The following is a 24,351-nucleotide window of genomic DNA, read 5'->3' on the forward strand; positions in this document are numbered from 1 at the left end:
TGCGAAAATTGAGTTCAATCGTCTCGTGCTCGCCCAGAACCATCTTTTTGCTACTCCATCACTGGCGGTGGACTTGATGAACGGGGGTCATGTGCGCGAACCATTAAAGTTGTGGCGGGATGCCAATGGGGGAACACTGCAGGATATTCTTGGAACCGAGTAGGGGAACTCACCATGGCACAGCACAACGAATCAGCGTTTGAGGACGAGATCTGCCAGGCACTGCAGAACGACGGATGGCGGTACTCGCCGAACGATCACGGGTACGACAGGGAACGAGCCCTCTTCCGAGAGGACGTTTTTGGCTGGCTGGAGGACACCCAACCGGAACAGTTGGCAAAAGCCATCAAGCCTTCGGACTCTCCGGCTGAGCAGGAGGCCGCGAAGCTGCTTCTGCTGACGCGCCTGTGCAAGGTGCTGGACAAGCCAGCCACGAGGGAAGCCGGCATGCTCTCCGTACTCCGCACCGGATTCAAAGACGTTTCAGCGAAGTTTGACATGTGCCAGTTCAAGCCAGCCATGGGCCTGAACCCCGTCACTCTTCAGCGTTACGGCAAGGTCCGCCTAAGGGTTATGCGCCAGGTGCACTACTCGACGTCGAACCAAAACAGCATTGACCTGGTCTTGTTCGTCAACGGCCTGCCGGTGGCAACCATCGAGCTGAAGACGGATTTCACGCAAAACGTCACCGACGCCGTCGAACAGTACAAGCACAACCGGCTCCCACGGGATGCCAAGACCAACAAGGAAGAGCCTCTGCTAGCCTTCGGCCGGCGGGCACTGGTGCACTTTGCCGTCAGCAATGACGAAATCCAGATGACCACCCATCTCAAGGGCAAGGACACTTTCTTCCTTCCGTTCAACCTGGGCGACGACGGGCACAAGGGCAACCCCGTCAATCCTCATGGCTCGCGCACCAGCTACCTGTGGGAGCAGGTGCTCCAGCGCGACACATGGCTGGGCATCCTGGGCAAATTCCTGCACCTCCAAGTCAGCGACACCACCAACCCTGTCACCGGAGAGCGTGACGTCCGCAAGTCACTGCTATTCCCGCGGTACCACCAGCTGGACGTCGTCACCAAGCTCGTGGATACGGCCCGTGTGGAAGGCCCTGGGCACAAATACCTGGTCCAGCACTCCGCCGGCTCGGGCAAAACGAACTCGATCGCCTGGACAGCCCACCAGCTCAGCACCCTTCACAACGCCAAAGATGCGAAGGTTTTCGACTCGGTCATTGTTGTCACGGACCGCACCGTCTTGGATACCCAGCTTCAGGACGCGATCTATCAGATCGAGCACAAGTCCGGCGTCGTGGTGCCCATTCGCGGAAACGCCGGATCCAAGTCAGCAGAGCTGACCACCGCCCTGGTGGCCAGAACACCGATCATTATCGTCACCATACAAACTTTCCCATTTGCTCTGAAGGCCATCGCTGAGTCGAAGGCGTTGGGCGGGCGGAGCTTCGCCATCATCGCCGACGAGGCGCACTCATCCCAGGCAGGCGCGACGGCAAACAAGCTCAAGCAGGTGCTCTCCGCCGAAGAACTGGCGGACGTCAACGATGGCGGCGAGATCGACGTCGAGGCGTTTCTCGCCGCCGAGATGGCGGAACGTGCGGATGCGAAGAACATTAGTTACTTCGCGTTCACAGCCACACCCAAAGAAAAGACGCTGGAACTGTTCGGCCGCAAGGGTCCAGACGGGCTGCCGCAGCCCTTTCACCTGTACTCCATGCAACAAGCCATCGAGGAGCACTTTATCCTGGACGTGCTCCAGAATTACACCTCCTACAAGGTGGCGTACAAGCTGGCGCACCAAGGTCGCGAATACGACTCCGAAGATCCGAAGGTGGAGAAGTCCGAGGCACTCAAGACACTCATGAAGTGGGTGAAACTCCACGAGCACAATATTGCCCAAAAGGTAGCTCTCATAGTGGAACACTTCCGCGACAACGTCGCCTGGCGCCTCGATGGCAAGGCGAAGGCCATGGTGGTCACCGGGTCGCGCAAAGAGGCAGTGCGGTACAAGTTGGCCATTGACAAGTGCATTGCCGACGCCGGCTACACCGGGATGGGGGCTCTAGTCGCATTTTCCGGCGAGGTCGTCGACACCGACTCTGGCCCAGAGCCTTTCACCGAGCACAATATGAATGATGGACTCAAGGGCCGATCCTTGCCTGAAGCATTCGCTTCCACGGACTACCGCATCATGCTGGTGGCCAATAAGTTCCAGACCGGGTTCGACCAGCCACTTCTGGTGGCCATGTATGTCGATAAGAAACTCTCCGGCGTCTCCGCCGTCCAGACCCTGTCCCGCCTAAACCGGACCGCCATCGGCAAGGACCAAACGTTCGTGCTGGACTTTGTCAACGAACCAGCCGACATCCTGGCATCGTTCGAACCTTACTTCCGGCAAGCGACCATCGAGTCCATCTCGGACCCCAACGTCGTACACGATCTGCAGGCAAAACTCGATGCCGCCCAAATTTACACGGACTCCGAGGTGGAAGGACTGGTCAAGGCCTACCTCACCGAGTCCGGCAACAACGCTCTCTCCGGTTGGGTAGCACCGGCCAAGTCCCGGTTCAACACCCAATACAACGCCACCGTCGCCAACGGCGACACCACCAGTCGGGACAGCCTGGACCAGTTCCGCAAGGATTTGGGCTCATTCATCCGAGCGTACGACTTCCTCTCACAACTCTACGACTACGCCGAGACGGATCTGGAAAAGCGCTCCATCTATTTCAAACACCTCCTTCCCGTCCTCCGCGTAAACGATGCCAGGGTGCAGCTGGACCTCTCCGAGGTCGTGCTGGCGAAGTACGCGCTTAAGGACAAAGGCACCACCACCCTTGAGCTCTCAGGCGACGGAGAACCACTCAAGCCCCTCACGGATGTGGGGACGGGTACGGCTAAGGACCCGGTCATGGTCACCTGGGCCGACATCATCCAACAGGCCAACCTGCCTTTTGAAGGCGAAAAGCTTGATGCTGTGGCTCACTTCGTAGACGGTGTGAAGCGCGAGCTCGCGAAGAACACCACCTTGCAGTCTCAAGCCCGCAACAACTCCCACCAACACTTCCGCAGCAGCCCCGACTTGGCCCACGCCGTCACCACCGCCGTGTCCGACGCTCTGGACAGCCACACCAGCCTGAGCCTGCAAGCGTTGGGTAGCAAGGACAAAATGAAGGCACTGCTGGAGATGTTGAGCTCACTGGTTTATGAAGAGCTCCAAAGCTGAACGCCATTGTTACTGGGGTTCCTCGCTACTGAAACTATTATTTTCCGTCAAGGAAGGTCCTAACGAGATGACTGATCATGAACTGCCAAAACCCTCTGAAAGGGACAAGAATTTGAATTCTGAGAACGACCATAGCGAACAAGCTGAAGAAGGGTCGACTACCCGTTGGCAACGGATCAAAGGGCACCGATATTTCAAACCTGCACTTGCCATTGGCGGTCTTGTCACCATAGGCGGGATCTCGTTCTTTGCCGCAAAGTCTCCAGAAGCCAGAGAAGCCGCCAAGGATCTATTCATTGACGGACTATCAGAGATAGTCCACGAAAGTGGCAACGTCACGAGCGAGGCGTCGAAGAGAAAGTCGCCGGCTGGGCACACCGTGAGCAGCCACGAACGACGGCAACACTTCGGTCCTGGCCGTACTGAAACCAAGACGGTACCCATTCCGTCTTACCCGCGAGGTGGGTAAAGCCTTTACAAAGTTTGCGATTTGGTAAATAGACACACGCGAAGACGAACGGGACACTCCGGGAGTCCCTCTCAGCGGGCAAGAAGCCCGGTTGGACGGACGTCTCATCGGGGACGAGGGAAAGTTAGGGATCGAGATTCTGCCAGCATCTCGGCAGCGGCAAACTACTTTCAGGCCCGACTAGTTGTCGCCAGGCACAGCACTTGCGGCGCTGAGCGATTTTCATGGCAGCGAGGGTGCCCGAAGCCGCTTTCGCAGGCCCGTCGGAGCTGACGACGTCTGCAGGCGTGGGGTAGCAAGGACAAAATGAGGGTGCTTCTGGAGATGCTGAGCTCGCCGGTTAATGAAGAGCTGCAAAGTTAGCTGGCTGCCGGAGCCAAATGAAATCCGTGTGAACTGAATACGACCGTAGTCACTCGAGTGATGACGGATTCAGTGGGCGCCAGAACTGCAAGCCACTCACAATGCACGGACCAATTCGATTATCCGTGTCCACGGCAGGTGCCTGCGCAATAGTCCAGAACGTTTTCGTGGGTTACTTTCAGCCCGGGCTGCGTCGGCAGCGATTTGGACCACGTCGAGGTCTTCGCCGAGAGCCTCAGCCATCCAGACGTACGCGGCCGGACAAAGCAGTCGGTTGTACGTGGTGCGAGCACTGACGTTCGGGACTTGACGAGTGAACGCACCACTTCCTTGGCTGTTCTGGCCTTGAAACCAAGTAACCATATGCTCCCGCTGACTCGTCCACCACGCTCCCTGAAGTTGCGGACAATCACGCTCATAGGCATCAGATATTGGCAAGTGTGGCTCCAATAACTGCAACACACGAGCAAACTCATCTACATGCAAATCGTCGTTCAAGGCACCCCTGACCATCCCCCAACTTTTACGTAAACTTTAGCGCCGTTTGTCCACTGAGCTGACCCACCGGGCATCCTGAGTTCGTAACTGTAGATCCGCCTATTCTGACACCATAAGAGGCTAGACAAGCTGGCGTGTCAGCATATCGGAGAGAAGATCGGCAAACTCATCTCGGAGCTCGGGGAGAGCGTCGGCTGCGTCTCGGTTCAGGAGCTCGTCCACACTCCAGACTGCAAAGAACGGTTGCCGGGGCAGCAGAATGCCGACCCTACGAATGCCCAACGAATCATCAACGTCAAGCAGGGTGTAGCCCAAGAGCTGGAACAAGGTCTCCCGGAGCCAAGGATTGGTGACCTTCTCCGTTGTCTTGAGATCCACGAGAAGGTCCCCGATGGTCCAATCTGCGTCGGCCCCTCCCACCGCTGCACTTCCCAGGAATCGGGGATTCGGCACATAACGTTCGCCTGCCGCGATCTCTTGATTCCACTGATCAATGAGCGGTGTTGCACCGTCACGCATGAGTTCAATGTCGAAGAGCAGCGACTCATCGATGCCCATCATGAGATCGACGGCATCTTTTGCTCGTCTGATCTGCCGTCCAAGATTGCCCGACAACGCCAGTTCAGGGCCGACTCGCATGATGCTCTCGCACCACGCGAGAGCGACGGAGGCTCTGGCAACACTCATACGATGGGGGTTCTTCTCCTTGAGGGTGTTATAGGCAAAACCCAGGGCCATCTCGAGTACTTTGTGGATATGCTTCCCCCGAGGGACGACCGTCATGTCCTTGGCGAGAATATCCAGCCCTTTCTGACCGGCCGTATTTGCGAAATCGAACCCCGGTAGGTCCATACGCAGGCGGTAGTCAAGGGCGATTCCTGCAACGATGGCATGGCTCTTTCGATCCTCAACTGCCTCAGGAATCGAAAGCCGAGCTTCACGTGCCGTAAGTTCATCGAAACCGAAAAACTCAGCCATCGCCTTTCCATCGCGCCCAGCGGTTCCGGCAAGCGCGAGCTCCGGGGCACATGCTTGGATGAACTGCCGAACAGCCGACTGCTTATCACTAAGGTGGGATGTAAGGGTCATGGGGCAACCCTACCGTCGACGACCGACAGTTCAACGGAATGCCGAATCCAGTGTTCTGTCATCGGGCCAGGTGCCGGAAGCCCGGTGCCAGGTCGAATTCCGTCCACCATTTACTATCCGACGTCATAAAGCCCCGCACCCAAATTGAGGTGTCTAGTGAATTCTTGAAATTCATCGAGCTTAAGAATCGGCTGGCCGCAAAAGGCAGCTTCAGGTGGCCAGCAGCAATCTCCACTCGACTTTTGTCCACTATCTGCCAATCCATTTGAATCCAGGCGCTCAACGATGTCGTACTAGAGCACCCGACACGATGAACGAGCATGAACAAGAGTCTTCATCCATGGACTGAGCGCAGTCACACACCACCGGTCAGCATAAGCGACCCCGCCAGTCGATGGACCTGCATGAACTCATGCCGAACCGCGTTGTGCCTTCTGGTACCCCATCATCGCTGGGCGGGCCCTCCACGCAACCAGGGCGCTACGCGCCGGCCACTCCTCCAAAAATTCTTCCTCGGCGCTCCTGCGTCGCTTATTTCCTCGAAACAATTTTTGCCCCGTGCCCGGTACCCCAAGTTGCCCTCCGGCCCCTAACACCCAGCGGTGATTCCTCTTACCAGAAGGCACCAACAGAGCAGGCGGCTGTGAACAACCAGCCACTGTGCACACAGGAAGAGCACGACAATGGAACCGATCAGAATCAGCAGCCCGGCCGACGCCATCAGCTACATGGGCCACAGCCTCGGCTACTGGCCCAAGGACAGCCTCGTCTGCGTCGCCCTCGACGGCAAGAAACTGGGCCCCACCCTCCGCGTCAACCTGCCCAGCACAGCAGACGTCGGCCAGAGCTACGTCGAACGCGTCGCCCACGCCGTCGGCATCGACCGCGACGCCACGGCCGTCCTCATCGCCCTGTTCACCCACCAGCCATGGGGCCCAGAACACCCAAAGCCCTTCGCCGCCATGGTCCAGGGACTCCAGCGACGCCTCCTGGCCGCCGGGCTGCTCGTCCACGACGTGTGGATCGTCGGCCCCGAATCCTTCGCCACCTACGGCGGCGCCAACCCAGCCTCGTGTGACCAGGAGACCCCGCTGGCGGCCCTTGAATCCTGCCTCCTGAACGCCGAGCTGGTCTACCGGGCTGCCTCATCGAACAGAACGACCCTCCCGCCATCCCCGAACTGTTCACCGCCGTCGACCACGAGGCCGTCGAAGCAGCCCTTCAGAACATGACTGCCGACCCGGGCAAGTGCCTCGACGAGGCCTACTGGTTGTGGGTGGACCTCATTGACCACGATGGTGAACCAACCCATGAGCAGTTGGCCGAGGTCCTTGCCGGGCTGCAGCACATTGGGCTCAGGGACCAGATCCTGGCCGACATGCCCGGCCTCAATGAACCCATGGCAGCCACACTATTCGGCGCGACGGAGGCAGCACAGCAGTGGGACCGGATCGACAGCTCCGAGAAGTTGCTGCGTCAGCTGCTCACGATCGCGTCCCCAGCCCACGCTGCCGCGCCGTTGACGATGCTCGGGCACATCTGCTGGTGGAAGGGCAGGGGAACGGCTGCCGCGAATTACATGCACGTCGCCCTGACGTTCGACCCCGACTACCACCTGGCCCGATTGCTGAACCAGCTGCTCGGCGCCGGCGTCGTGTCTAGTTGGGCACAACACAAGACCACCGCGTACCGGAACCACCATTAGCCATTCCACACGATTCAACGCCGGAAGAATCAGAGAGTGAGGTGAGGGCAATGAACGTCATGGTGTACAGCAAGCCAGGCTGCCAGCAATGCAAGTTCACGTGCCTGTCCCTGGACCATGCCGGCATCTCCTACGACGTTGTCGACCTGACCACCAACGCCGCCGCCCTGGAATATGTCCAGGACCTCGGGTATTCCCAGGCCCCAGTCGTCGTCGTGAACGACCACCACCACTGGTCAGGTTTCAACCCCACCGAGATCGAGCGGCTCAAGCTCGCGATCCAATAATCACCCTCCAGCTGGAGACCCAGTGCCGCATGAAAACCTCATGCGGCACTCCCCTGCGCCACCACCCGTTCACCGATATCTCCCCCCAACCCACCGCTGCAGCCAGATCCCACTTCGATCAATTCCTCTGGCAAAAGCACCCCGACTTACCGCGCAGTTTCCGCTACAAAAAATCCCTTCACACATCTGGCATCCAAGGTTTGGGCGTCGATTTTGAGCACGTCGCTGACTGATGCGGACCTTCAAATGGCAGTGTATTTCTGGCCAGGATTTGATGCATGTAGGCGGAGCACCCTTCGTGCAACACCACAAGCCACGCCTTCTGCCCCAATGCTCCGCAACGGAACTCGTTGGCTTCTGTGGCTACTCACAGAGCCTTTCGCTTCCTCAATGTCCGTCTAAGAACAGCCAAGTAACCATGAGTAGAATCCGCACAGATCACGTCGTTTAGCCTGCGCACCACCATGAACAGGTACGAAGGAAACCGGAGGAGGCTGAAATGTATGAGCAAGTGGTAGCAACTGATTCGATCGCTGCAACGACGGATGAGTGGCTGACGCCAAAGGAGATCTGCAGTCTGTTGCAAATCCCGGAACAGACGTTTTACCAGTGGCGAGCCAAAGGGGTGGGACCGCATGCATACCGGATCGGCCGGCACTTGCGCGTCACACGGCAGGATCTGAATGCGTGGCTCGCCCAGCGTTCGGAATCCTAACCGCACAGAACAGGTCATTCAACGATGAGCAGACAACCGCTGCCCCTCGGCGCATGGGGAACCATCCACACCAAACGGTCTCCAGCCAATACTTGGCTGGCGGAATCCCGCTACCGTGACATGGACGGAAAAGTCCGACGGGTGGAGGCACGGGGCCCATCCGCGGCCGCCGCCCGCCGGGCATTGCAACAAAAGCTCGCCAACCGCAAGACGCCGCGCTTCGGTTTGATCACCCGTACCGACAAGATCGACCGCCTCATTGAGATATTTCTTGTGGACCTGGAGGCGTCCGACAGGGCTGCACGCACCAAGGACAAATACGTCTATATGGTGAACAAGCACATCTCCCCCAAGATCGGCTCGATCAGAGTAGGAGAGGCAACCTCTGGTCTTGTTGACCATTTCATACGCTCCGTTGTTCAGGACTCGGGGCCTTCCACTGCCAGAACCTGCGGCGCCGTGCTCTCCTGGATGTTCAAGGTTGCCCTGCGCCACGATGCCGTCGTCGTGAACCCGGTTCTCGGGGTATCGATTCCCCGGCTACGGACGAAGAAGCCTCAGGCCCTGGATGTCTTGCAATATCAGGATCTCCGGAAGAAACTCATTGCGTGGGAGCAAGCACCCGCACTCGGCAGGCCACGTTCACAGGAACTCCACGAAATAGCGGACGGCTTGGTCGCCCTGGGTGTCCGGCCAGGAGAGCTCTTCTCACTTCTCTGGGAAGACCTTGATTTGGAGACCAAACCACCCACCATCTTCGTCCACACCACTGTCATCAGGACCACCAACGGCGGAGTCACAATCCAGGACCATCCAAAGACCAGACACGGCATCCGCCAGTTAACAGTCCCTGACTTCTTGGTCCAGCAACTAAGTGAACGCCGCCTCCGTCAGGCAAAATCAGCGATACCCAACCCGCTGGGCTTGATTTTTCCGTCCTCCACCGGCACTGTGACCGATGCGAACAACGTTGGAAAAATCTGGCGCGAAGCTTCGGACTCGATCGGCTATGACTGGGTGACCCTGAAGACGTTCAGGAAGACCAATGCGACTCTCATTGCCAGGACTCTAGGCCCCGAGGCCGCCGCCTACCAGGCGGGCCATTCGAAGGTGTCCATGACGCAGGAGCACTATATTGAAGAACGCCGCGGGGCGCTGGACACCAGAGCCGTCATTGATGCCTTCAAGCCAACAGACGGGTCTCGACAGCCTCCCCCAGCGAAGCAACCAGCCCCGAAAGCTGGGGCGCAAGGTCCCACCGCCGGACCCTGACAAATCACCGCTTTTGGAGGATCATGGGCCTCATGAAGACCCTCCAAAAACAGCGGAAACTAGCGGCAAACAACGAAAGTGGAGAGTCAATCTGGAGAGTTTGTGGAGACTTTAAGGACGAATGGCCCCTTTCGGGGCCATTCTCACTTCCAAAATCCCTGTAAATCCGGGCTTTTTGGGCCCCCTATCAGATTCGAACTGATGACCCCCGCTTTACAAGAGCGGTGCTCTGGCCAGCTGAGCTAAGGAGGCAGACGCAATCAAGCGCTCCACAAGGCTACCGTAAGCGGGAACAAAAAAGAAAACCGGCCCGTCCGGCGGCAGTGCCGCCCAACGGGCCGGTTTCGCGGGCCGGCTCCCTAGGGATCCAGACCTCAGTCGGCCTTACTTCTTGGCATCCAGGACGCGGGTCTTGAAGGCGTCGAACGACTCCTTCGAGGACCACTGCTCGCCGTCCATGAACACGGACGGGGTGCTGTTGATGCCGTGGTTGGAAGCCAGGGTGCTCGTGAAGTTCACGTACGGGCGGTACGTCTTCGCGTCCACGCAGGAGCTGATGTCGGCCGCGCCGACCTCCTTCGCGTAGCCCACAAGCTTGGAGTTGCTCAGGCCCTTGGAGTTTTCCTGCGGCTGGTTCTGGAACAGCTTGTCCAGGAAGTCCTGGTACTTCTCCGGCGATTCCTCGGCAACGCAGACCGCGGCGGCAGCCGCACGCGAGGAGTAGTTGGTGCCCTGCGAGAAGCGGTCCAGGAAGCCCAGCGCACGGTACTCAAGCGTGATCTTCTTGTCCGTGGCCAGCTGCTTCAGCTCGGCGCCGTAGGTCTTCTCAAAGTCGCCGCAGAACGGGCACATGAAGTCGAAGTAGATCACGGTCTGGACGGGCTCGCCCTTGGCCGTGGCCTTGATGCCGATCTCGTCCAGGCCGGTCGCCGCTGTGGGCGCCGCCGTGGGGGGCGTTCCGGCGTCGGCAATGTCAACGGTCTTCACCGTGGTGGTGGGCGGAATCAACGCGCCGTTGGCACCGAAGGCCACACCGCCGTAGGCGTTCATGTTGCTGGAGACGGGGCCCGCGGCAGGAATGGGCTCATTGTTCTTCTGCGTGTTGATGACCACCAGGGCGATGATGACAACAATGGCCAGCGCGGAGGCCAAGACGCCGCCGCGGATCAGCCAGGAGTTGCGCTTTTCCTTTTTCAGCTGGGCCTCGCGCAGCTTCTTCGCGGTCTCGCGGGCCTGCGCGGTCCGCTCTGCCTTGGTCAGGCGTGGTTCGTTCTTGGAGCTCATAATTCCTCAAGTCATTGGGCAAGAAAAAAGCCGTCCACCGGCGAGTTCCAGATCATCTTATGGGAGAAACCTTGGAGAACGCCGAAAAGTTGGGCATCCCGGATCGTTACCTCTTATATGACGGCATTTACACCCCACCGGCTAAGCTGGCAGCAACCTGAGACCTAATCAATGGGAGTTGCACGTGCCTGAAGAAACAATCAGTAAACCGGCCCTCCACCCCGGCAGTTCAGACTTCATTGTCGTCTCCAACAGGCTGCCAGTGGACAGGGTTTCAACGGAAGATTCCGACGACGGCTGGCGGCGTTCGCCGGGCGGGCTCGTCACCGCGCTGGCACCGGTCATGGCCAGCCGCGAGGGTGCCTGGGTGGGCTGGCATGGCGCCCCCGACGAGGAACTGGCCCCCTTCCACCACGAGAACATGGACCTGATCCCCGTGGCGCTCTCCGCCGACGAGGTGGAGCTGTACTACGAGGGCTTCTCCAACTCCACCCTGTGGCCGCTCTACCACGACGTCATTGCCCCGCCGGAGTTCCACCGCACCTGGTGGGACGCCTACCGCAAGGTCAACAAGCGCTTCGCCGCGGCCGCCGCCAAGACCGCTGCGCACGGTGCCACGGTCTGGGTGCAGGACTACCAGCTGCAGCTGGTCCCCCAGTACCTGCGAGCGCTGCGCCCCGACCTGAGCATCGGCTTCTTCAACCACATCCCCTTCCCTCCTCCGGAGATCTTCGCCCAGCTGCCCTGGCGCGCCGAAATCATCGACGGCCTGCTCGCCGCGGACCTGATCGGCTTCCAGCGCCCCAGCGACGCCGCGAACTTCCTGCGCTCCGCCCGCCGCTTTGTGGGCGCCGGCGTCAAGGCCGCACAGGTGCAGATCAAGGATGAGGAGGGCTCCGTGGTCCACATTTCCCGCGCCGCCGCCTTCCCCATCTCCATCGACGTCACCACCATCCAGGAACTGGCGGTCCGCCCCGACATCATCAACAGGGCCCGGCAGATCCGCGAGGACCTGGGCAACCCGCGCACCATCCTGCTCGGCGTGGACCGGCTCGACTACACCAAGGGCATCACCCACCGACTCAAGGCCTACGGCGAACTCCTCAACGAGGGCACCCTGACGGTGGAGGACGCCGCCATGATCCAAGTGGCCAGCCCCAGCCGCGAGCGCGTGGAAAGCTACCGCCTGCTCCGCGAGGAGGTGGACGGCATGGTGGGGCGCATGAACGGCCAGTTCGACACCATCCTGCACACCGCCGTCCGCTACCTCCACCACAGCTACCCGGTGGAGGAAATGGTGGCGCTCTACCTGGCCGCCGACGTCATGCTCGTGACCTCCCTGCGCGACGGCATGAACCTGGTGGCGAAGGAGTACGTGGCCGCCCGCGGAGACAACACCGGCGCACTGGTCCTGAGTGAATTCACCGGCGCCGCCGACCAGCTCAAGTCCGCGCTCCTGGTCAACCCGCACGACATCGACGGGCTCAAGGCCGCCATCATGCGCGCCGTGCACCTGGCCCCGGGCGAGTCCAGCCGCCGCATGCGCGCCATGCGCCGGCAGATCCTCACCCACGACGTCCAGCGGTGGAGCGAGGACTTCCTCACCACCCTCGCCACCCAGGCCACGCCGGTATGACCCTGGCACCCGAACTCCGCGACGCCCTCGCCGCCCTGGCCCGGACCCCGCAGCTGCTGCTGGCCCTGGACTTTGACGGCACCATGGCACCCATCGTCTCGCGCGCCGGCGACGCCCGCCCCCTCCCCCGCTCCGCCGCGGCCCTGCAGGCCTTCACGGAACTGCCAGGCACGACGACGGCGCTCGTCTCCGGGCGCGCGCTGGCCAGTTTGCGGGAGGCCGCCACACCGCCGGCACCGACACTTTTGGTCGGCAGCCACGGGGCGGAAAGCTGGTGGGGGCCGGACTCCCCCGCCCTGGAGCTGACCGTGTCCCAACAGGCGGCGCTGGACGAGGCCCGCACCAGCGTGGCCGTGGCAGTCGGGGCAAACCCGGGCACCCTGGCGGAGCACAAGCCCGCCGGGGTGGTGCTGCACTACCGGCTGGCCGAGGCGGAGCACGCACGCAACGCGGTCGAGCATGTCCTGAAGACGCTGGGAAACCACCCGGGGCTGCACATCAGCACGGGGAAGATGGTGCTGGAGATCTCGGCCATCAAGGCCGACAAGGGCCAGAGCCTCACGGCGCTGCGGGAGTTCTGCGGCGCCACGGCCGTGTTCTTTGCCGGCGACGACGTCACGGACGAGCACGCCTTTTTGGCACTGCAGCCCGGCGACCTCGGCATCAAGGTGGGCCCGGGCACCACGGCGGCGCCGCACCGGATCGAAACCCCGGACGACCTCCCCGAAGTCCTGGAATTCCTCCTGCAAGCCCGCCAGGCATTCCTCACCACCTAACCCTCACCACCTAACGCGTACCACCCACCTTCCGACGCTGTCGCAGCAATGGCCGGCTTTTCCCCGACGCTGTCGCAGCAATGACCGGTTTTTCCCAAACGCGGTCGCAGCTGTTGGCTAAACTCGGACGCGGCGGCAGCTCCTGCCGCCAAGACCGAACCCGGCACCACCACGCCACGCCACCGCCGTCGAAAGGCCCCGCCATGCCAACAACCCTGATCCGCAACGTCCGGCCGTGGGGCGGGGAGCCCAGCGACGTCACCGTGGCGGGCGAAACCATCGCCGCCGTCACCGCGCACGAGCCGGGCTCCGCCGTCGTGCCTGCCGAAGGGACCACCGTGGTGGAAGGGCGGGGCCGGCTGCTGCTGCCGAGCTTCTCCGACGTCCACGTGCACCTGGACTCCACCCGACTGGGCCTGCCGTTCCGCGAACACACGGGCGCGCCCGGCGTGTGGGGCATGATGCTCAACGACCGCAACAACTGGCGCCACGCGGAGGCCTGCATCGATGAGCGGGTGGAGACCACGCTGCGGATGATGATTGAGCGCGGCACCACCCGGGTCCGCAGTTACGCGCAGGTGGACGTGGACTGCGGCCTGGAGCGCTTCGAGGCCGTCGCCGCCGCCCGCGAGACGCACCGGGGGCGGGCGGACGTGCAGATCATCGCGTTCCCGCAGGCCGGGCTGCTCCTGGAGGACGGCTCCGCGGCCATGCTGGAGGAGGCGCTGAAGGCCGGGGCGGACGTGGTGGGCGGGATCGACCCCTGCTCCCTGGACCGCGACCCCGTGCGCCACCTGGACATCGTGTTCGGCCTCGCCGAGAAGTACCAGCTCCCCGTGGACATCCACCTGCACGAGCCCGGCGAGCTGGGCCATTTCAGTGCCTCCCTCATTGCCGAACGCACCCGGGCGCTGGGCATGCAGGGCCTGGTCACCATCTCCCACGGCTACCCGCTGTGGAGCGTCAGCGAGGCACACACCCGATCCCTCATTGAGACCTGGGCGGAGCTGGACATTTCGACGGCGACCGTCGCCCCCGCGGGCCCGCACCAGCTCCCGCTTGCCAGGCTGGCGGAGGCCGGCGTCCGGGTGGGCCTGGGCGAGGACGGCCAGCGCGACTACTGGTCCCCGTACGGCAACGCCGACATGCTGGACCGCACCTGGCAGCTGGCCTTCGCCAACGGCTTCCGCGCCGACGAGCTCATTGGGCACGCCGCCGCCGTGGCCACCATGGGCGGTGCTGCCATCCTTGACCGTTCCCTGCCCAGGCTGCGCTCAGCCGCCGACCGCCCCGGAACCCAGGTGTCCGACGTCGCAAGTTTCATCCTGGTCCCCGGCGACAGTGTTGCGGCCGCCGTCATGGACCGGCCGGCGGACCGGACAGTGCTGCACCGCGGGCGGGTGGTGGCGGACCAGCTGGCGCTGGTGTAGCGGCCCCGATGTCCGCATGCTGGGCGAAAGCGGCCCGTGAGTTGGAACACGCAGAAAATGTGTCATACTTCATAGGTCAGCTCACAAACTGCCTCGGTGGTTTGCGGCCTGGTGAAAGAAACAACCATTCACAACGGATCGTTCGGCACGTACCTGCCGATGAAGGGATTTATTGCTGTGGCTACAGTAACTTTTGACAATGCAACCCGCATTTACCCGGGCACCACCAAGCCCGCTGTTGACAAGCTCAACATTGACATCGCCGATGGCGAATTCCTGGTTCTGGTCGGCCCCTCCGGCTGTGGCAAGTCCACGTCGCTGCGCATGCTCGCCGGCCTGGAAGATGTCAACGCCGGCCGCATCCTCATCGGCGACCGCGACGTCACTGACGTTCCGCCGAAGGACCGCGACATCGCCATGGTCTTCCAGAACTACGCGCTGTACCCGCACATGTCGGTTGCCGACAACATGGGCTTCGCCCTGAAGATCGCCGGCGTTTCCAAGGAAGAGCGCGCCAAGCGTGTCCTCGAAGCCGCAAAGCTCCTGGACCTCGAGGCGTACCTGGACCGCAAGCCGAAGGCACTCTCCGGCGGTCAGCGCCAGCGTGTTGCCATGGGCCGCGCCATTGTGCGTAACCCGCAGGTCTTCCTCATGGATGAGCCGCTCTCCAACCTCGATGCCAAGCTCCGCGTGCAGACCCGTACGCAGATCGCATCCCTGACCCGCCGCCTGGGCGTCACCACCGTATACGTGACGCACGACCAGGTCGAGGCCATGACCATGGGTGACCGCGTTGCAGTCCTCAAGGACGGCCTCCTCATGCAGGTCGACACCCCCCGCAACCTCTACGATGCCCCGCAGAACGTGTTCGTTGCCGGCTTCATCGGCTCCCCCGCCATGAACCTGCTGGAACTGCCCGTTGTCGACGGCGGCGTGAAGTTCGGTGGCGCAATCTACCCCGTTCCCTCCGCTGTTCTCGGCGAGGCCGCAGGCAACACGGTCACCGTTGGTGTCCGCCCCGAGGACCTCGAGGTTGTTGGCGCCGGTGAAGGCCTGGCTGTTGAGGCCGACGTCGTTGAAGAGCTGGGTGCCGACGCTTACGTCTACGGCCACTCCATCATCGACGGCAACGAGCGCGACATCGTCGTTCGTGTCGACGGCCGCCGCCCACCGCTGAAGGGCGACACCATCCACGTCCGCCCGCAGGCCGGCCACGTCCACCTGTTCGACGCCACCTCCGGTGCACGTCTGGGCGACAAGGCTGTCATCCGCGACTAATTCGCGGCCTCGCTTGTCGAGACCTTGCAAGGCGCGGCTGCCTGTTGGATTTTTCCAGCAGGCAGCCGCGCTTCACTTTTTTGCCCGGCTTTACCGTTTGGCCCGGCTTTCCGTTTTGCCAGGCCGCCGGCAGGCCGCAGGCCGTCCGCGGGCCGCCTTGTGCCTAACCAGAGGCCACCTTGTGCCTGCTAATGGACCGCCTGCACCGGTCCGCGGGCCGGGACTTTGAACATGCGCACGCCGGGGTTCCTCGCTGGCGCAGCCATGATGGTGGCGCACGCGCAGGGGGCTTCGCCGGCGCATGTCCAAAGTCTGCCTCCGGCATGCGCCACGCCGGCGTCCCCACGCGCGCATGTCCGAAGTCGCCCTCCGGTATGCGCCCCGCTGCGACGCTGCCGTGCGCATGACGCGCCGACAATCCACCAGCGCCACTTTTAAGGGAGAATTTGAAGCATGACTGAACAACCAGGCGCCAAGTGGAACCACGAGCCCACCGACTTTGACCAGATCGGCAAGCTGCCGCGCGATTCCGCAGCACCGGCCGCCGTGCTGGGCTCGCTGAACATCACCGCAGCAGCCGCCGACCCCGGCCTGCTGGACCTGCCCTGGCACATCCGGCTCGAGGACTGGCCGGCTGCGAACCTTGCCGCACTCCCCCGCGGCATCTCGCGCCACATTGTGCGCTTCGCCCACCTGGACGGCTCCGTCATCGCCATCAAGGAAACGTCCGAGCACGTGGCCCGCCACGAGTACCACATGCTGCGCAAGCTCGCCCGCCTGGACGTGCCCTGCGTGGAGCCGGTCGCCGTCATCACCGGCCGCACCACGCCGGAAGGCGCACCGCTGGACCCCGTGCTCGTCACCCGGCACCTGAAGTTCTCCCTGCCCTACCGCGCCCTGTTCTCACAGAAGCTGCGCCGCGACACCCTCACCCGTCTCATCGACGCCCAGGCCCTGCTGCTGGTGCGCCTGCACCTGGTGGGCTTCTACTGGGGCGATGTCTCCCTCTCCAACACCTTGTTCCGCCGCGATGCCGGAGCCTTCGCCGCCTACCTCGTCGATGCCGAAACCGGCGAGCTCTACCCGGACCTGTCCACAGGCCAGCGCGAATACGACCTCGAAATCGCCCGCGTCAACATCGCCGGCGAACTCATGGACCTCCTCGAGGGCGGGCTCATCGAGGACAAGGTGGACCCCGTCGCCACCAGCGAACTCATCATGGAAAGCTACCGCCGCCTCTGGGCCGAGCTGACCGAGAAGGAGTCCTTCGAGCTGGAGGACCGTTGGCGCGTGGGCGCCCGCATCCGCCGCCTGAACGAACTCGGCTTCGACGTCGAGGAGTACGCCATCAAGACCACCCCCGACGGCTCCACCATCCAGCTCCAGCCCAAGGTGGTCGACGCCGGACACCACCAGCGCCGCCTGCTCCGCCTAACGGGGATCGACGCCCAGGAGAACCAGGCCCGGCGCCTGCTCAACGACATGGACTCCTTCCGCGCCGACTCCGGCACCACCGTGGATGAGGAAATCAGCGCCCACAACTGGGTCAGCTCCATCTTCGAACCCATCGTCCGGGCCATCCCACGCGAGCTCGGCGGCAAGCTGGAACCGGCCGAAGTGGTCCACGAGGTCCTCGAGCACCGCTGGTACAAGTCCAAGGACGAGGAACGCAATGTGCCCCTGGCCGAGGCCGTCCAGTCCTACGTGGACAACATCCTGCGCTACCGCCGCGACGAGGATGCCATCATGCTCAGCACCGACACCGAGACGATCAAGATGCTCGAGGGCGGGGTCCTCCCCGACGCCGCCTTCGAAGACTGACCCCGCCGCCGGCCCCTCTTTCCCGATGCTGTCGCACCATTGGCCGCTTTTCCCTCGACGCCGTCGCAGCAATGCCCGGTTTTCGGTCGACGCTGTCGCACCCTGCGCCAAGCGGTGCGACAGCGTCCGTGAATAATCAACCATTGCTGCGACAGCGTCCCTTGCGGGCGCCGGATGGCACAGGTAGGATCGGGCGACGGCGTCCCGTCGGGCCCCGGCCGCGTGCCCTTGGGCGCGGGCGTTCAGGGGCGGGCGGGGATGGCCTTGCCCGGGTTGAGGATCCCCTGCGGGTCGAACAGTTCCTTGATGCGCCGCTGCAGCTCCAGCACGTCCTCGGCCTGCTCCAGCGGCAGCCACCGCAGCTTGTACTGCCCGATCCCGTGCTCGCCCGTAATCGTGCCCCCCAGCTCCAGCGCCTTGGCCACCGACTCGTCCAGCGCCGCATTCAACGCTGCAATCCCGGCCGGCTCAAACGTGGGCACCGAGAACGTGGGGTGCAGGTTGCCGTCGCCGGCATGCGCGATCACCTGCAGGTCCACCCCGTGCCGCACCGCCATCTCGCCCAGCGCCGTAATGTAATGCACCAGCTGCGAGCGCGGCACCGCCACGTCCTCCCCCACCCGGTTCTCCGCGTCCACGTCCAGCCCTCGGTTGTTGCGCCGCAGATCCACCAGCCGCCGTGCCTCCTCCGGGTCTTCCCGGCTGACGGTGCCGCCCAGTTTTTCAAGTTCGACGGCGGCCACCGCCTCTTCCGCTTCTGCCGCCAGCCCGTCGAACTGGATCAAAAGTAGCGCGGTGCCCCGTTGGGAGAGGTTGCTGCCGTTGCGGAAGTCGAGTTCCTCCAGGGCCTGGCCGTCCATGAGCTCCAGGATGCACGGCTGCACGCGGGCGGCGCCCAGCGCCAGCACGCCGGCGGCGGCCTGCTGCACCGAGGGGAAGAATACGGCGAGCGTCCGGACAATGGTGGGCAGGTATTTCAGCCGCACGGTTGCCCCGACTACGATGCCCAGCGTCCCCTCCGAACCCACAAACAGGCTGGTCAAGTCGTAGCCGGCGACACCCTTGAATGTGCGGTGCCCCGTGGTGATGAGCGATCCGTCTGCCATGACCACGTCCAGCGACAGCACGGCATCTCGGGTCACCCCGTACTTGGCGCAGCGCAGCCCGCCGGCGTTTGTGGCGATGTTTCCGCCGATCGTGGAGATCTTGTAGCTGGCCGGATCCGGCGCAAACATCAACCCGTGCGCTGCAATGGCGGTGTTGAGGTCGCCGTTGATGACTCCCGGTTCCACCCGCGCGATCTCGTCGGCAGGGTTGATCTCCAGGATATGGTTCATGCGTGTTAAATTAAGCACTACGCAACCGGCGGTGGCATGGGCGCCGCCGGAGACGCCGGTGCCGGCACCCCGCGTCACGAGGGAAACTTTGTGGGAGGCCGCGGCACGCACCACGGACTGGACCTGCTCCACCGACTCCGCCCACACCACGGCCAGGGGCAGCTGGAAGTCAGTCACCGGCCCCTGGTCAATGGCGAACGTCTGCAGGTCACCGCCGTCAACGCTGACCTGGTCCACGCGCAGCACCGCCCGCAACTCCGCCAGAAATTCCCCGCCCGGCCCGATTTCCTGTTCAGCCATGTCCTGCAAGCCCTTCCCACGTCCTCGATTGCAGCTTCCAGTCTATGGTGGCCGGCAGCCGGGCACCCATGCGCGGGCACGCGGCCGCGCCCCGAGGCGGCAACCGGAAACAACGGTCCGCCGGCGTTTTTTCACAACCCGCCATTGCTGCGCTGGCGTCGGGGAAAAAGCAACCATTGCTGCGACAGCGTCGGAGAGGAGGGAACAGGTCGAAGAGAACGCGGAGACGGGGAGAAGGAGAATCGGAGAGGGGCGCCGGCGGGCACCGGCGAGCGGGCCGGCGGGCGCCGCCGGCGGGTGCCGGCGGGCGCGGGCCGGGAATCTAGCGGGAGAAAATCACCACGCCGGCGCCTCCAGCCCGGGCAGCCGCCACACATAGGCCCCGGGACCGCCCAGGGTGAGCTCCGACGCCGTGCCCGCAACGGAGCCCACGCTGAACGCAGGCTCGCCCAGCGCACCGGCCGCCAGCCCCAGCTCGGCCAGCTGCACCGTGGCGGGCGCCCGCACGGCCACCACCAGCAGCGACTCCGCCGCCGACTCGCGCACAAACGCCAGCACGTCGCCGTCGGCCAGCAGCCAGCGCATGCCGCCGCGCGTCGCCGGGCTCCCGTGCCTCAGCGCAGCCAGCGCAGTGTAGGGCTCCCGCAGGTCGGTGACCACGCGGTCCGGCTCGTCCCATGGCATGGGCGTGCGCGACGCCTCGCCGTTCCAGCCCTCCAGGCCAAACTCGTCGCCGGCAAAAACCACGGCAATGCCGGGCAGCAGCATGGACAGCGCCGCCGCCACCACCGGCCCGCCGGGGATCATTACCGACGCCGCGCGGGCCGTGTCGTGCGTGTTCAGCGCGTTCATGGTGGCGCTGCGGACCGGCCAGCTGAAGGCGCTGGAGAGGTCGCGGTGCGTTGCCAGCACGACGTCGGCCGCCACCTTGGGCGGTCCCGACATGGGTGTGCCAAAAAAGTCGACCGACGCCTTCGGGTCGCCCAGCCACTGCCAGATGGGTCGGGTGAAGTTGGAGTACGTCATGGCACCCTGCCAGCCGAAGCCGTCAACGTCAGGCCCGGCATCCGAGGTCTGTTCGCCAAGGACCAGCGCGTCCGGATTGATCTCCAGGATGCGTTTCTGGATGAGGTCGGCGACCTCCTTGTTGAGGTCCTGGGCGCCGAGGCGTCCGGTCATGTTCCCCACGTCGATCCGCCAGCCGTCCAGGTTGAATGGAGGCTTGAGCCAGCGGGCCACGACAGAGTCCTCGCCGGTGACGAAGGCCTCGCGCAGCGCCTCCGAAGCCCAGTTCAGCTTCGGCAGGGACTTGATGCCCCACCACGATTCATAGTCCGTGTGGTCTTCGTTGAAGTAGTAGTAGCCGGCCTCAACTGAGTCCGGGTCGGCCTGGGCCCGCTTGAACCATTCGTGGGCGTCGCCCGTGTGGTTTGAGGTGAGGTCGCCCATCACCTTCATGCCGCGGGCGTGGGCTGCCTCAACGAGGCGGACCAGCGCCGCGTCGCCGCCCAGGAGCGGATCCACCTCGTCAAAGGTGGACGCGTCGTAGCGGTGGTTGGAGCGGGCTGCAAAGAACGGGGTCAGGTACACGATGTCCGCACCCAGTGCCTGCAGTTCGTCCAGTTTTTCCGTCACACCGTCGAGGTCGCCGCCGTAGAACTGGGTGGCGGTGTCCGGGCCGCGGCCCTGCACCGGGGTGTCCCAGTCGCAGGGCACGGCCCATTCAGGGCTCGGGTGCTCCCCGGCCGCCGCGGAACGGGCGAAACGGTCGGGGAACACCTGGTAGAGGACGGCGTCGCGGGACCAGTCAGGTGCCGCAATCGCCGTGGTGCGGCGGAAGTCGTGGTAGTCGGAGGTGTCGCGGTTGTGCAGGCCCTGGTTGTTCAGGTGCCAGTAGACGGGGCCGTCGCTGCCGGGGACCTCGATGACAAAGCGGTACAGGGCCACCGGGTTGACCTGCAGCATGGAGGCCTCCCACCACACCCAGCCGTCAGCACTGCCTGCGCGCCCGACGCCGCTGCCGCCATCCGCTGCACCGGCGCCTTGTGTGCCTTCCGCAGCATCCAGACGAACGGCCTCGTCGTAGCGAGGCTCCGCGTCCTGGACGCTGCGCACCCAGACCCGGGAGGCGCTCCCCCAAACCTGGGGCACGCGCAGCCGAAGCCGGCAGCGTTCGCCGAGTGCCGCCGTCGTGCCTTCAACATGCAGTGCCGAACCATCATGGTGCGGTTGATTGACCGTCATTGCTACCCCTTTACTCCGCCTTGGACCAAACCACTGACAATGTACCGCTGAAGGAACAGGAACAGCGCCATGACAGGCACTGCGGCCAGGACCGCGCCGGCGGAGAAGACGCCCCAGTTTTCGGACCGGGTCTCGGCCACGAAGGAATACAGGCCCACGGCGAGGGTCTGGGTGTCGGGGTCCGTCAGCACCACGGAGGCGATCACGAACTCGCTGGAGATGCCGATGAAGGACAGCAGCCCCACGACGGCGAGGATGGGTGTGACCAGGCGCATGATGATGCCGAAGAAGATCTGCACGTGGGAGGCGCCGTCGATCATGGCCGCCTCGTCCAGGGACATCGGGACCGTGTTGAAGAAGCCGTACATCAGGTAGGTGTTCACGCCCAGCGCGCCACCGAGGTACACCATGATCAGGCCGAGCTGGCTGCCCAGGCCCAGCCACGGGACAACATCCGAGATGCCGTTGAGCAGCAGGAAGATCGCGACGACGGCCAGCAGCTGCGGAAACATCTGCATCAGCAACAGCGAGAGCAGGCCCACGCGGCGGCCCTTGAAGCGCATGCGGGAGAAGGCGTACGCGGCCATCGCGCCGAGGAAGACCGTGGCGGCTGAGGTGACCAGACCGATCACCAGCGTGTTGACGAACCATTTCGCGAACGGGCGGTCGGGGTTGTTGAACAGGTCCACGAAGTTGCCGAAGTCGATGGTGGTGAACAGCCCGGCCGTGCCCACCAGCGTGCCGTTGGAGTTCAACGCGGCGGAGAGCACATACAGCAGCGGAAAGATGGCGAAGATGGTGACCACAACGCCCACCAGGTGGCGCCAGCCCTTGTCCTTGAACCAAGCGCCAAAGGAACGACGGCGGTGCATGGGTTGGTCTGTCTGGGTGGTCGCGGGAGCGGTGATGGTGCTCATCGGTTCACTTCCTCAAGTGCCTTGGTTTGCTTGAAGCTGATGGCTGACACGGTGGCGACAATGATGAAGATGATGATCGCCAGCGCGCTGGCCAGGCCGTAGTCGCGGCCGGTGCCCTGGCCGAACGCCACCTTGTAGACGAGCGTGATCAGGATGTCCGTGGAGCCGATGTTGCGGGTGGTGTCCTCGAAACGGGGCCCGCCGCCGGTCAGCATGTAGATGACGTTGAAGTTGTTGAAGTTGAAGGCGAAGGACGCAATCAGGAGCGGTGCTATGGAGACCAGCAGCAGAGGCAGCTTGATGGAGCGGAAGACGCGGAACGGGCCGGCACCGTCCACGCGGGCCGCTTCGTCCAGTTCAGTGGGCAGCGACTGCAGGGCGCCCGTGCACACGAGGAACATGTAGGGGAAGCCTAGCCACAGGTTCACCACCAGGACGCTGATCTTGGCCAGGACAGGGTCCGTCAGCCAGCCGATCTCGGCACCGCCCAGCAGTGTCTGGTTGAGCCAGCCGAACTGCGGGTTGAGGATGCCGGACCACACCAGGCCGGACAGGAATGCGGGGAACGCATATGGCAGGATCATGAGCACGCGGTAGACCTTCTTGCCGCGCAGGTCATCCCGGTTGAACGTGATGGCCAGGAACAGGCCCAGGGCAAAGGTCAGGATGACGGAGGCGATGGAGAACGTGAACGTCCAGAGCATGACGCTGAGCAGCGGCGCCCGCAGGGTGGGGTCCGTAAAGGCCCGGACAAAGTTGTCAAAGCCCACGTTGATCTTCCAGCCTGTGGAGAGCTGGCTGCCGTCCGCAGCGGCAAAGGCTCCTTCCCCGTTGTCGGTGTACGTGGCCCCTGTTTCAACGTCGGTAAAGGTGTCAGTCGCCGCGTCGTAGGTCATGCTCGGCTTGAAGGCGAAGGATGTGGTGCCGTCGGGCGTCCGCAGGCTGCCCTGTGCGGGGTCGTCGGAGACGGGGACCGCGATGTCCAGGATCGCATCCTGCCGGGCGATGATCTGGTTGAAGTTCAGGGTGTCATAGCCGGGGACGGAGATGGCCTTGCCGGAGCCGTCCGTGACGGCGTCGGTGACGGTGCTCATCGGCTCGGTGGCGGATCCCATGGTCACCACGCCCTCGGGACTGGTGAACAGCAGGAAGAGTTCGCCGTTCTGATCCAGGACGGACGTTTGGTAGGCGGGCGAATCCGGCACACGGGTCTGAGCCATGATCTGGATCGCCGAGATGGCGTCCTCCTTGGTGCTGTTGTGTCCGTCTCCGTAGTTGGTGAAGGCGATGTAGCCGGAGTACAGCACAACAAACACCTGGAACACCACCAGGAAAAACACTCCCGGCGCGAGGTACTTTGCGGGGAGCCCTCCCTTGCGGAGGTAGATCCAGTTGATCAGCACTGTCACCGCCGCAGCGATGGCCAGCACCACCCAGGACTGGGCCATGAACAGCATCATCATGACATAGACGGCGAAGGCGTCCACGAGTCCCAGCAGGACAATCTTGACCAAGATGCCCTTAAGAGAGTCGGGGCCATGGTCCTTGAACTGGCGGGGGCGGCGCTTCAGCTGCGAAGGGGCAGGGGAAGTCGCGACCGCGGCGTCATCGGTGGTTTGGGGGGCTAGCGTCACTGGGGGTCCTCTATAAAAGCGTTTTTCTAGATCAAGGAGGGGTGTGCGGCCGG

Annotated in this window: 18 protein-coding genes and 1 tRNA gene; 12 read left to right on the forward strand and 7 right to left on the reverse strand. The window is 63.3% G+C overall.

Annotated elements, in window-relative coordinates; translation table 11 throughout:
- The first annotated feature begins 174 nt into the window (after window positions 1-174).
- Window positions 175-3,243: a type I restriction endonuclease subunit R gene (locus JOF48_RS04165; RefSeq protein WP_209677575.1), complete on the forward strand. Its 3,069-nt coding sequence runs from the start codon at window positions 175-177 to the stop codon at window positions 3,241-3,243.
- A 67-nt stretch (window positions 3,244-3,310) separates the two neighbouring features.
- Window positions 3,311-3,712 carry a hypothetical protein gene (locus tag JOF48_RS04170; RefSeq protein ID WP_209677576.1) on the forward strand — a complete coding sequence of 134 codons (402 nt, stop codon included), beginning with the start codon at window positions 3,311-3,313 and terminating at the stop codon, window positions 3,710-3,712.
- Between the two features lie 981 nt (window positions 3,713-4,693).
- On the opposite strand, the gene JOF48_RS04175 is transcribed toward JOF48_RS04170, so the two are convergent.
- Window positions 4,694-5,662 (reverse strand): hypothetical protein, encoded by a 969-nt coding sequence (locus tag JOF48_RS04175; protein ID WP_209677577.1) that lies wholly within the window; start codon window positions 5,660-5,662, stop codon window positions 4,694-4,696.
- Window positions 5,663-6,345: 683 nt separating this feature from the next.
- Here JOF48_RS04175 and JOF48_RS04180 point away from each other — a divergent pair.
- From JOF48_RS04180 to JOF48_RS04200, 5 genes are all read left to right on the forward strand, one after another.
- Window positions 6,346-6,894, forward strand: a complete 549-nt coding sequence (locus JOF48_RS04180; RefSeq protein ID WP_209677579.1) for a DUF4192 family protein — start codon at window positions 6,346-6,348, stop codon at window positions 6,892-6,894.
- On the forward strand, window positions 6,891-7,367 hold the full coding sequence (locus JOF48_RS04185; protein ID WP_209677581.1) for a DUF4192 family protein: 477 nt from the start codon (window positions 6,891-6,893) through the stop codon (window positions 7,365-7,367). Before JOF48_RS04180 ends, JOF48_RS04185 begins: the two co-directional genes overlap by 4 nt.
- Window positions 7,368-7,417: 50 nt before the next feature.
- On the forward strand, window positions 7,418-7,654 hold the full coding sequence (locus tag JOF48_RS04190; protein ID WP_209677583.1) for a glutaredoxin domain-containing protein: 237 nt from the start codon (window positions 7,418-7,420) through the stop codon (window positions 7,652-7,654).
- Window positions 7,655-8,153: 499 nt separating this feature from the next.
- On the forward strand, window positions 8,154-8,369 hold the full coding sequence (locus JOF48_RS04195; RefSeq protein ID WP_209677585.1) for a helix-turn-helix domain-containing protein: 216 nt from the start codon (window positions 8,154-8,156) through the stop codon (window positions 8,367-8,369).
- Window positions 8,370-8,489: 120 nt separating this feature from the next.
- A complete protein-coding gene (locus JOF48_RS04200; RefSeq protein WP_209677587.1) occupies window positions 8,490-9,641 on the forward strand; it encodes a tyrosine-type recombinase/integrase in 1,152 nt (383 codons plus the stop codon).
- A gap of 178 nt (window positions 9,642-9,819) precedes the next feature.
- On the opposite strand, the gene JOF48_RS04205 is transcribed toward JOF48_RS04200, so the two are convergent.
- Both JOF48_RS04205 and JOF48_RS04210 read right to left on the reverse strand, forming a co-directional pair.
- A tRNA-Thr gene (locus JOF48_RS04205) sits at window positions 9,820-9,893 on the reverse strand.
- Between the two features lie 132 nt (window positions 9,894-10,025).
- A complete protein-coding gene (locus tag JOF48_RS04210; RefSeq protein ID WP_209677589.1) occupies window positions 10,026-10,925 on the reverse strand; it encodes a DsbA family protein in 900 nt (299 codons plus the stop codon).
- A 184-nt stretch (window positions 10,926-11,109) separates the two neighbouring features.
- Here JOF48_RS04210 and JOF48_RS04215 point away from each other — a divergent pair, with 184 nt between their 5' ends.
- From JOF48_RS04215 to JOF48_RS04235, 5 genes are all read left to right on the forward strand, one after another.
- Window positions 11,110-12,561 carry an alpha,alpha-trehalose-phosphate synthase (UDP-forming) gene (locus JOF48_RS04215; protein WP_342591149.1) on the forward strand — a complete coding sequence of 484 codons (1,452 nt, stop codon included), beginning with the start codon at window positions 11,110-11,112 and terminating at the stop codon, window positions 12,559-12,561.
- Window positions 12,558-13,337 (forward strand): trehalose-phosphatase, encoded by a 780-nt coding sequence (otsB, locus tag JOF48_RS04220; protein WP_209677593.1) that lies wholly within the window; start codon window positions 12,558-12,560, stop codon window positions 13,335-13,337. The genes JOF48_RS04215 and otsB overlap by 4 nt, the downstream gene beginning before the upstream one ends.
- A gap of 203 nt (window positions 13,338-13,540) precedes the next feature.
- A complete protein-coding gene (locus tag JOF48_RS04225; RefSeq protein WP_209677595.1) occupies window positions 13,541-14,767 on the forward strand; it encodes an amidohydrolase family protein in 1,227 nt (408 codons plus the stop codon).
- A gap of 177 nt (window positions 14,768-14,944) precedes the next feature.
- Window positions 14,945-16,045: an ABC transporter ATP-binding protein gene (locus JOF48_RS04230; RefSeq protein ID WP_209677597.1), complete on the forward strand. Its 1,101-nt coding sequence runs from the start codon at window positions 14,945-14,947 to the stop codon at window positions 16,043-16,045.
- A gap of 453 nt (window positions 16,046-16,498) precedes the next feature.
- Window positions 16,499-17,866 (forward strand): DUF4032 domain-containing protein, encoded by a 1,368-nt coding sequence (locus tag JOF48_RS04235; protein ID WP_209677599.1) that lies wholly within the window; start codon window positions 16,499-16,501, stop codon window positions 17,864-17,866.
- Window positions 17,867-18,108: 242 nt separating this feature from the next.
- Here the strand turns inward: JOF48_RS04235 and JOF48_RS04240 are convergent, their stop codons facing one another.
- The 4 genes from JOF48_RS04240 to JOF48_RS04255 all read right to left on the reverse strand — a co-directional run bounded on the left by JOF48_RS04240 (window position 18,109) and on the right by JOF48_RS04255 (window position 24,298).
- Window positions 18,109-19,503, reverse strand: coding sequence for an FAD-binding oxidoreductase (locus tag JOF48_RS04240; protein ID WP_209677601.1), 1,395 nt, complete (start codon window positions 19,501-19,503; stop codon window positions 18,109-18,111).
- A 336-nt stretch (window positions 19,504-19,839) separates the two neighbouring features.
- Complete coding sequence (locus JOF48_RS04245) at window positions 19,840-21,747, reverse strand: alpha-amylase family glycosyl hydrolase (protein WP_209677602.1); 1,908 nt, start codon at window positions 21,745-21,747, stop codon at window positions 19,840-19,842.
- Window positions 21,748-21,749: 2 nt separating this feature from the next.
- A complete protein-coding gene (locus JOF48_RS04250; protein ID WP_209677604.1) occupies window positions 21,750-22,664 on the reverse strand; it encodes a sugar ABC transporter permease in 915 nt (304 codons plus the stop codon).
- A complete protein-coding gene (locus tag JOF48_RS04255) occupies window positions 22,661-24,298 on the reverse strand; it encodes an ABC transporter permease subunit (RefSeq protein WP_425353706.1) in 1,638 nt (545 codons plus the stop codon). Before JOF48_RS04255 ends, JOF48_RS04250 begins: the two co-directional genes overlap by 4 nt.
- Between the last annotated feature and the right edge of the window lie 53 nt (window positions 24,299-24,351).

This window comes from Arthrobacter stackebrandtii (genome assembly GCF_017876675.1).
In the GTDB taxonomy this organism is placed as follows: Bacteria; Actinomycetota; Actinomycetes; order Actinomycetales; family Micrococcaceae; genus Specibacter; species Specibacter stackebrandtii.

Excerpts from the sequence above, each read along its gene's own strand:
- JOF48_RS04165 (WP_209677575.1), top strand. The coding sequence starts at position 175 with ATGGCACAGCACAACGAATCAGCGTTTGAGGACGAGATCTGCCAGGCA.
- JOF48_RS04175 (WP_209677577.1), bottom strand. The coding sequence starts at position 5,662 with ATGACCCTTACATCCCACCTTAGTGATAAGCAGTCGGCTGTTCGGCAG.
- JOF48_RS04190 (WP_209677583.1), top strand. The coding sequence starts at position 7,418 with ATGAACGTCATGGTGTACAGCAAGCCAGGCTGCCAGCAATGCAAGTTC.
- JOF48_RS04240 (WP_209677601.1), bottom strand. The coding sequence starts at position 19,503 with ATGGCTGAACAGGAAATCGGGCCGGGCGGGGAATTTCTGGCGGAGTTG.
- JOF48_RS04200 (WP_209677587.1), top strand. The coding sequence starts at position 8,490 with ATGGACGGAAAAGTCCGACGGGTGGAGGCACGGGGCCCATCCGCGGCC.
- JOF48_RS04185 (WP_209677581.1), top strand. The coding sequence starts at position 6,891 with ATGACTGCCGACCCGGGCAAGTGCCTCGACGAGGCCTACTGGTTGTGG.
- otsB (WP_209677593.1), top strand. The coding sequence starts at position 12,558 with ATGACCCTGGCACCCGAACTCCGCGACGCCCTCGCCGCCCTGGCCCGG.
- JOF48_RS04210 (WP_209677589.1), bottom strand. The coding sequence starts at position 10,925 with ATGAGCTCCAAGAACGAACCACGCCTGACCAAGGCAGAGCGGACCGCG.
- JOF48_RS04225 (WP_209677595.1), top strand. The coding sequence starts at position 13,541 with ATGCCAACAACCCTGATCCGCAACGTCCGGCCGTGGGGCGGGGAGCCC.
- JOF48_RS04245 (WP_209677602.1), bottom strand. The coding sequence starts at position 21,747 with ATGACGGTCAATCAACCGCACCATGATGGTTCGGCACTGCATGTTGAA.
- JOF48_RS04235 (WP_209677599.1), top strand. The coding sequence starts at position 16,499 with ATGACTGAACAACCAGGCGCCAAGTGGAACCACGAGCCCACCGACTTT.
- JOF48_RS04250 (WP_209677604.1), bottom strand. The coding sequence starts at position 22,664 with ATGAGCACCATCACCGCTCCCGCGACCACCCAGACAGACCAACCCATG.
- JOF48_RS04170 (WP_209677576.1), top strand. The coding sequence starts at position 3,311 with ATGACTGATCATGAACTGCCAAAACCCTCTGAAAGGGACAAGAATTTG.
- JOF48_RS04195 (WP_209677585.1), top strand. The coding sequence starts at position 8,154 with ATGTATGAGCAAGTGGTAGCAACTGATTCGATCGCTGCAACGACGGAT.
- JOF48_RS04180 (WP_209677579.1), top strand. The coding sequence starts at position 6,346 with ATGGAACCGATCAGAATCAGCAGCCCGGCCGACGCCATCAGCTACATG.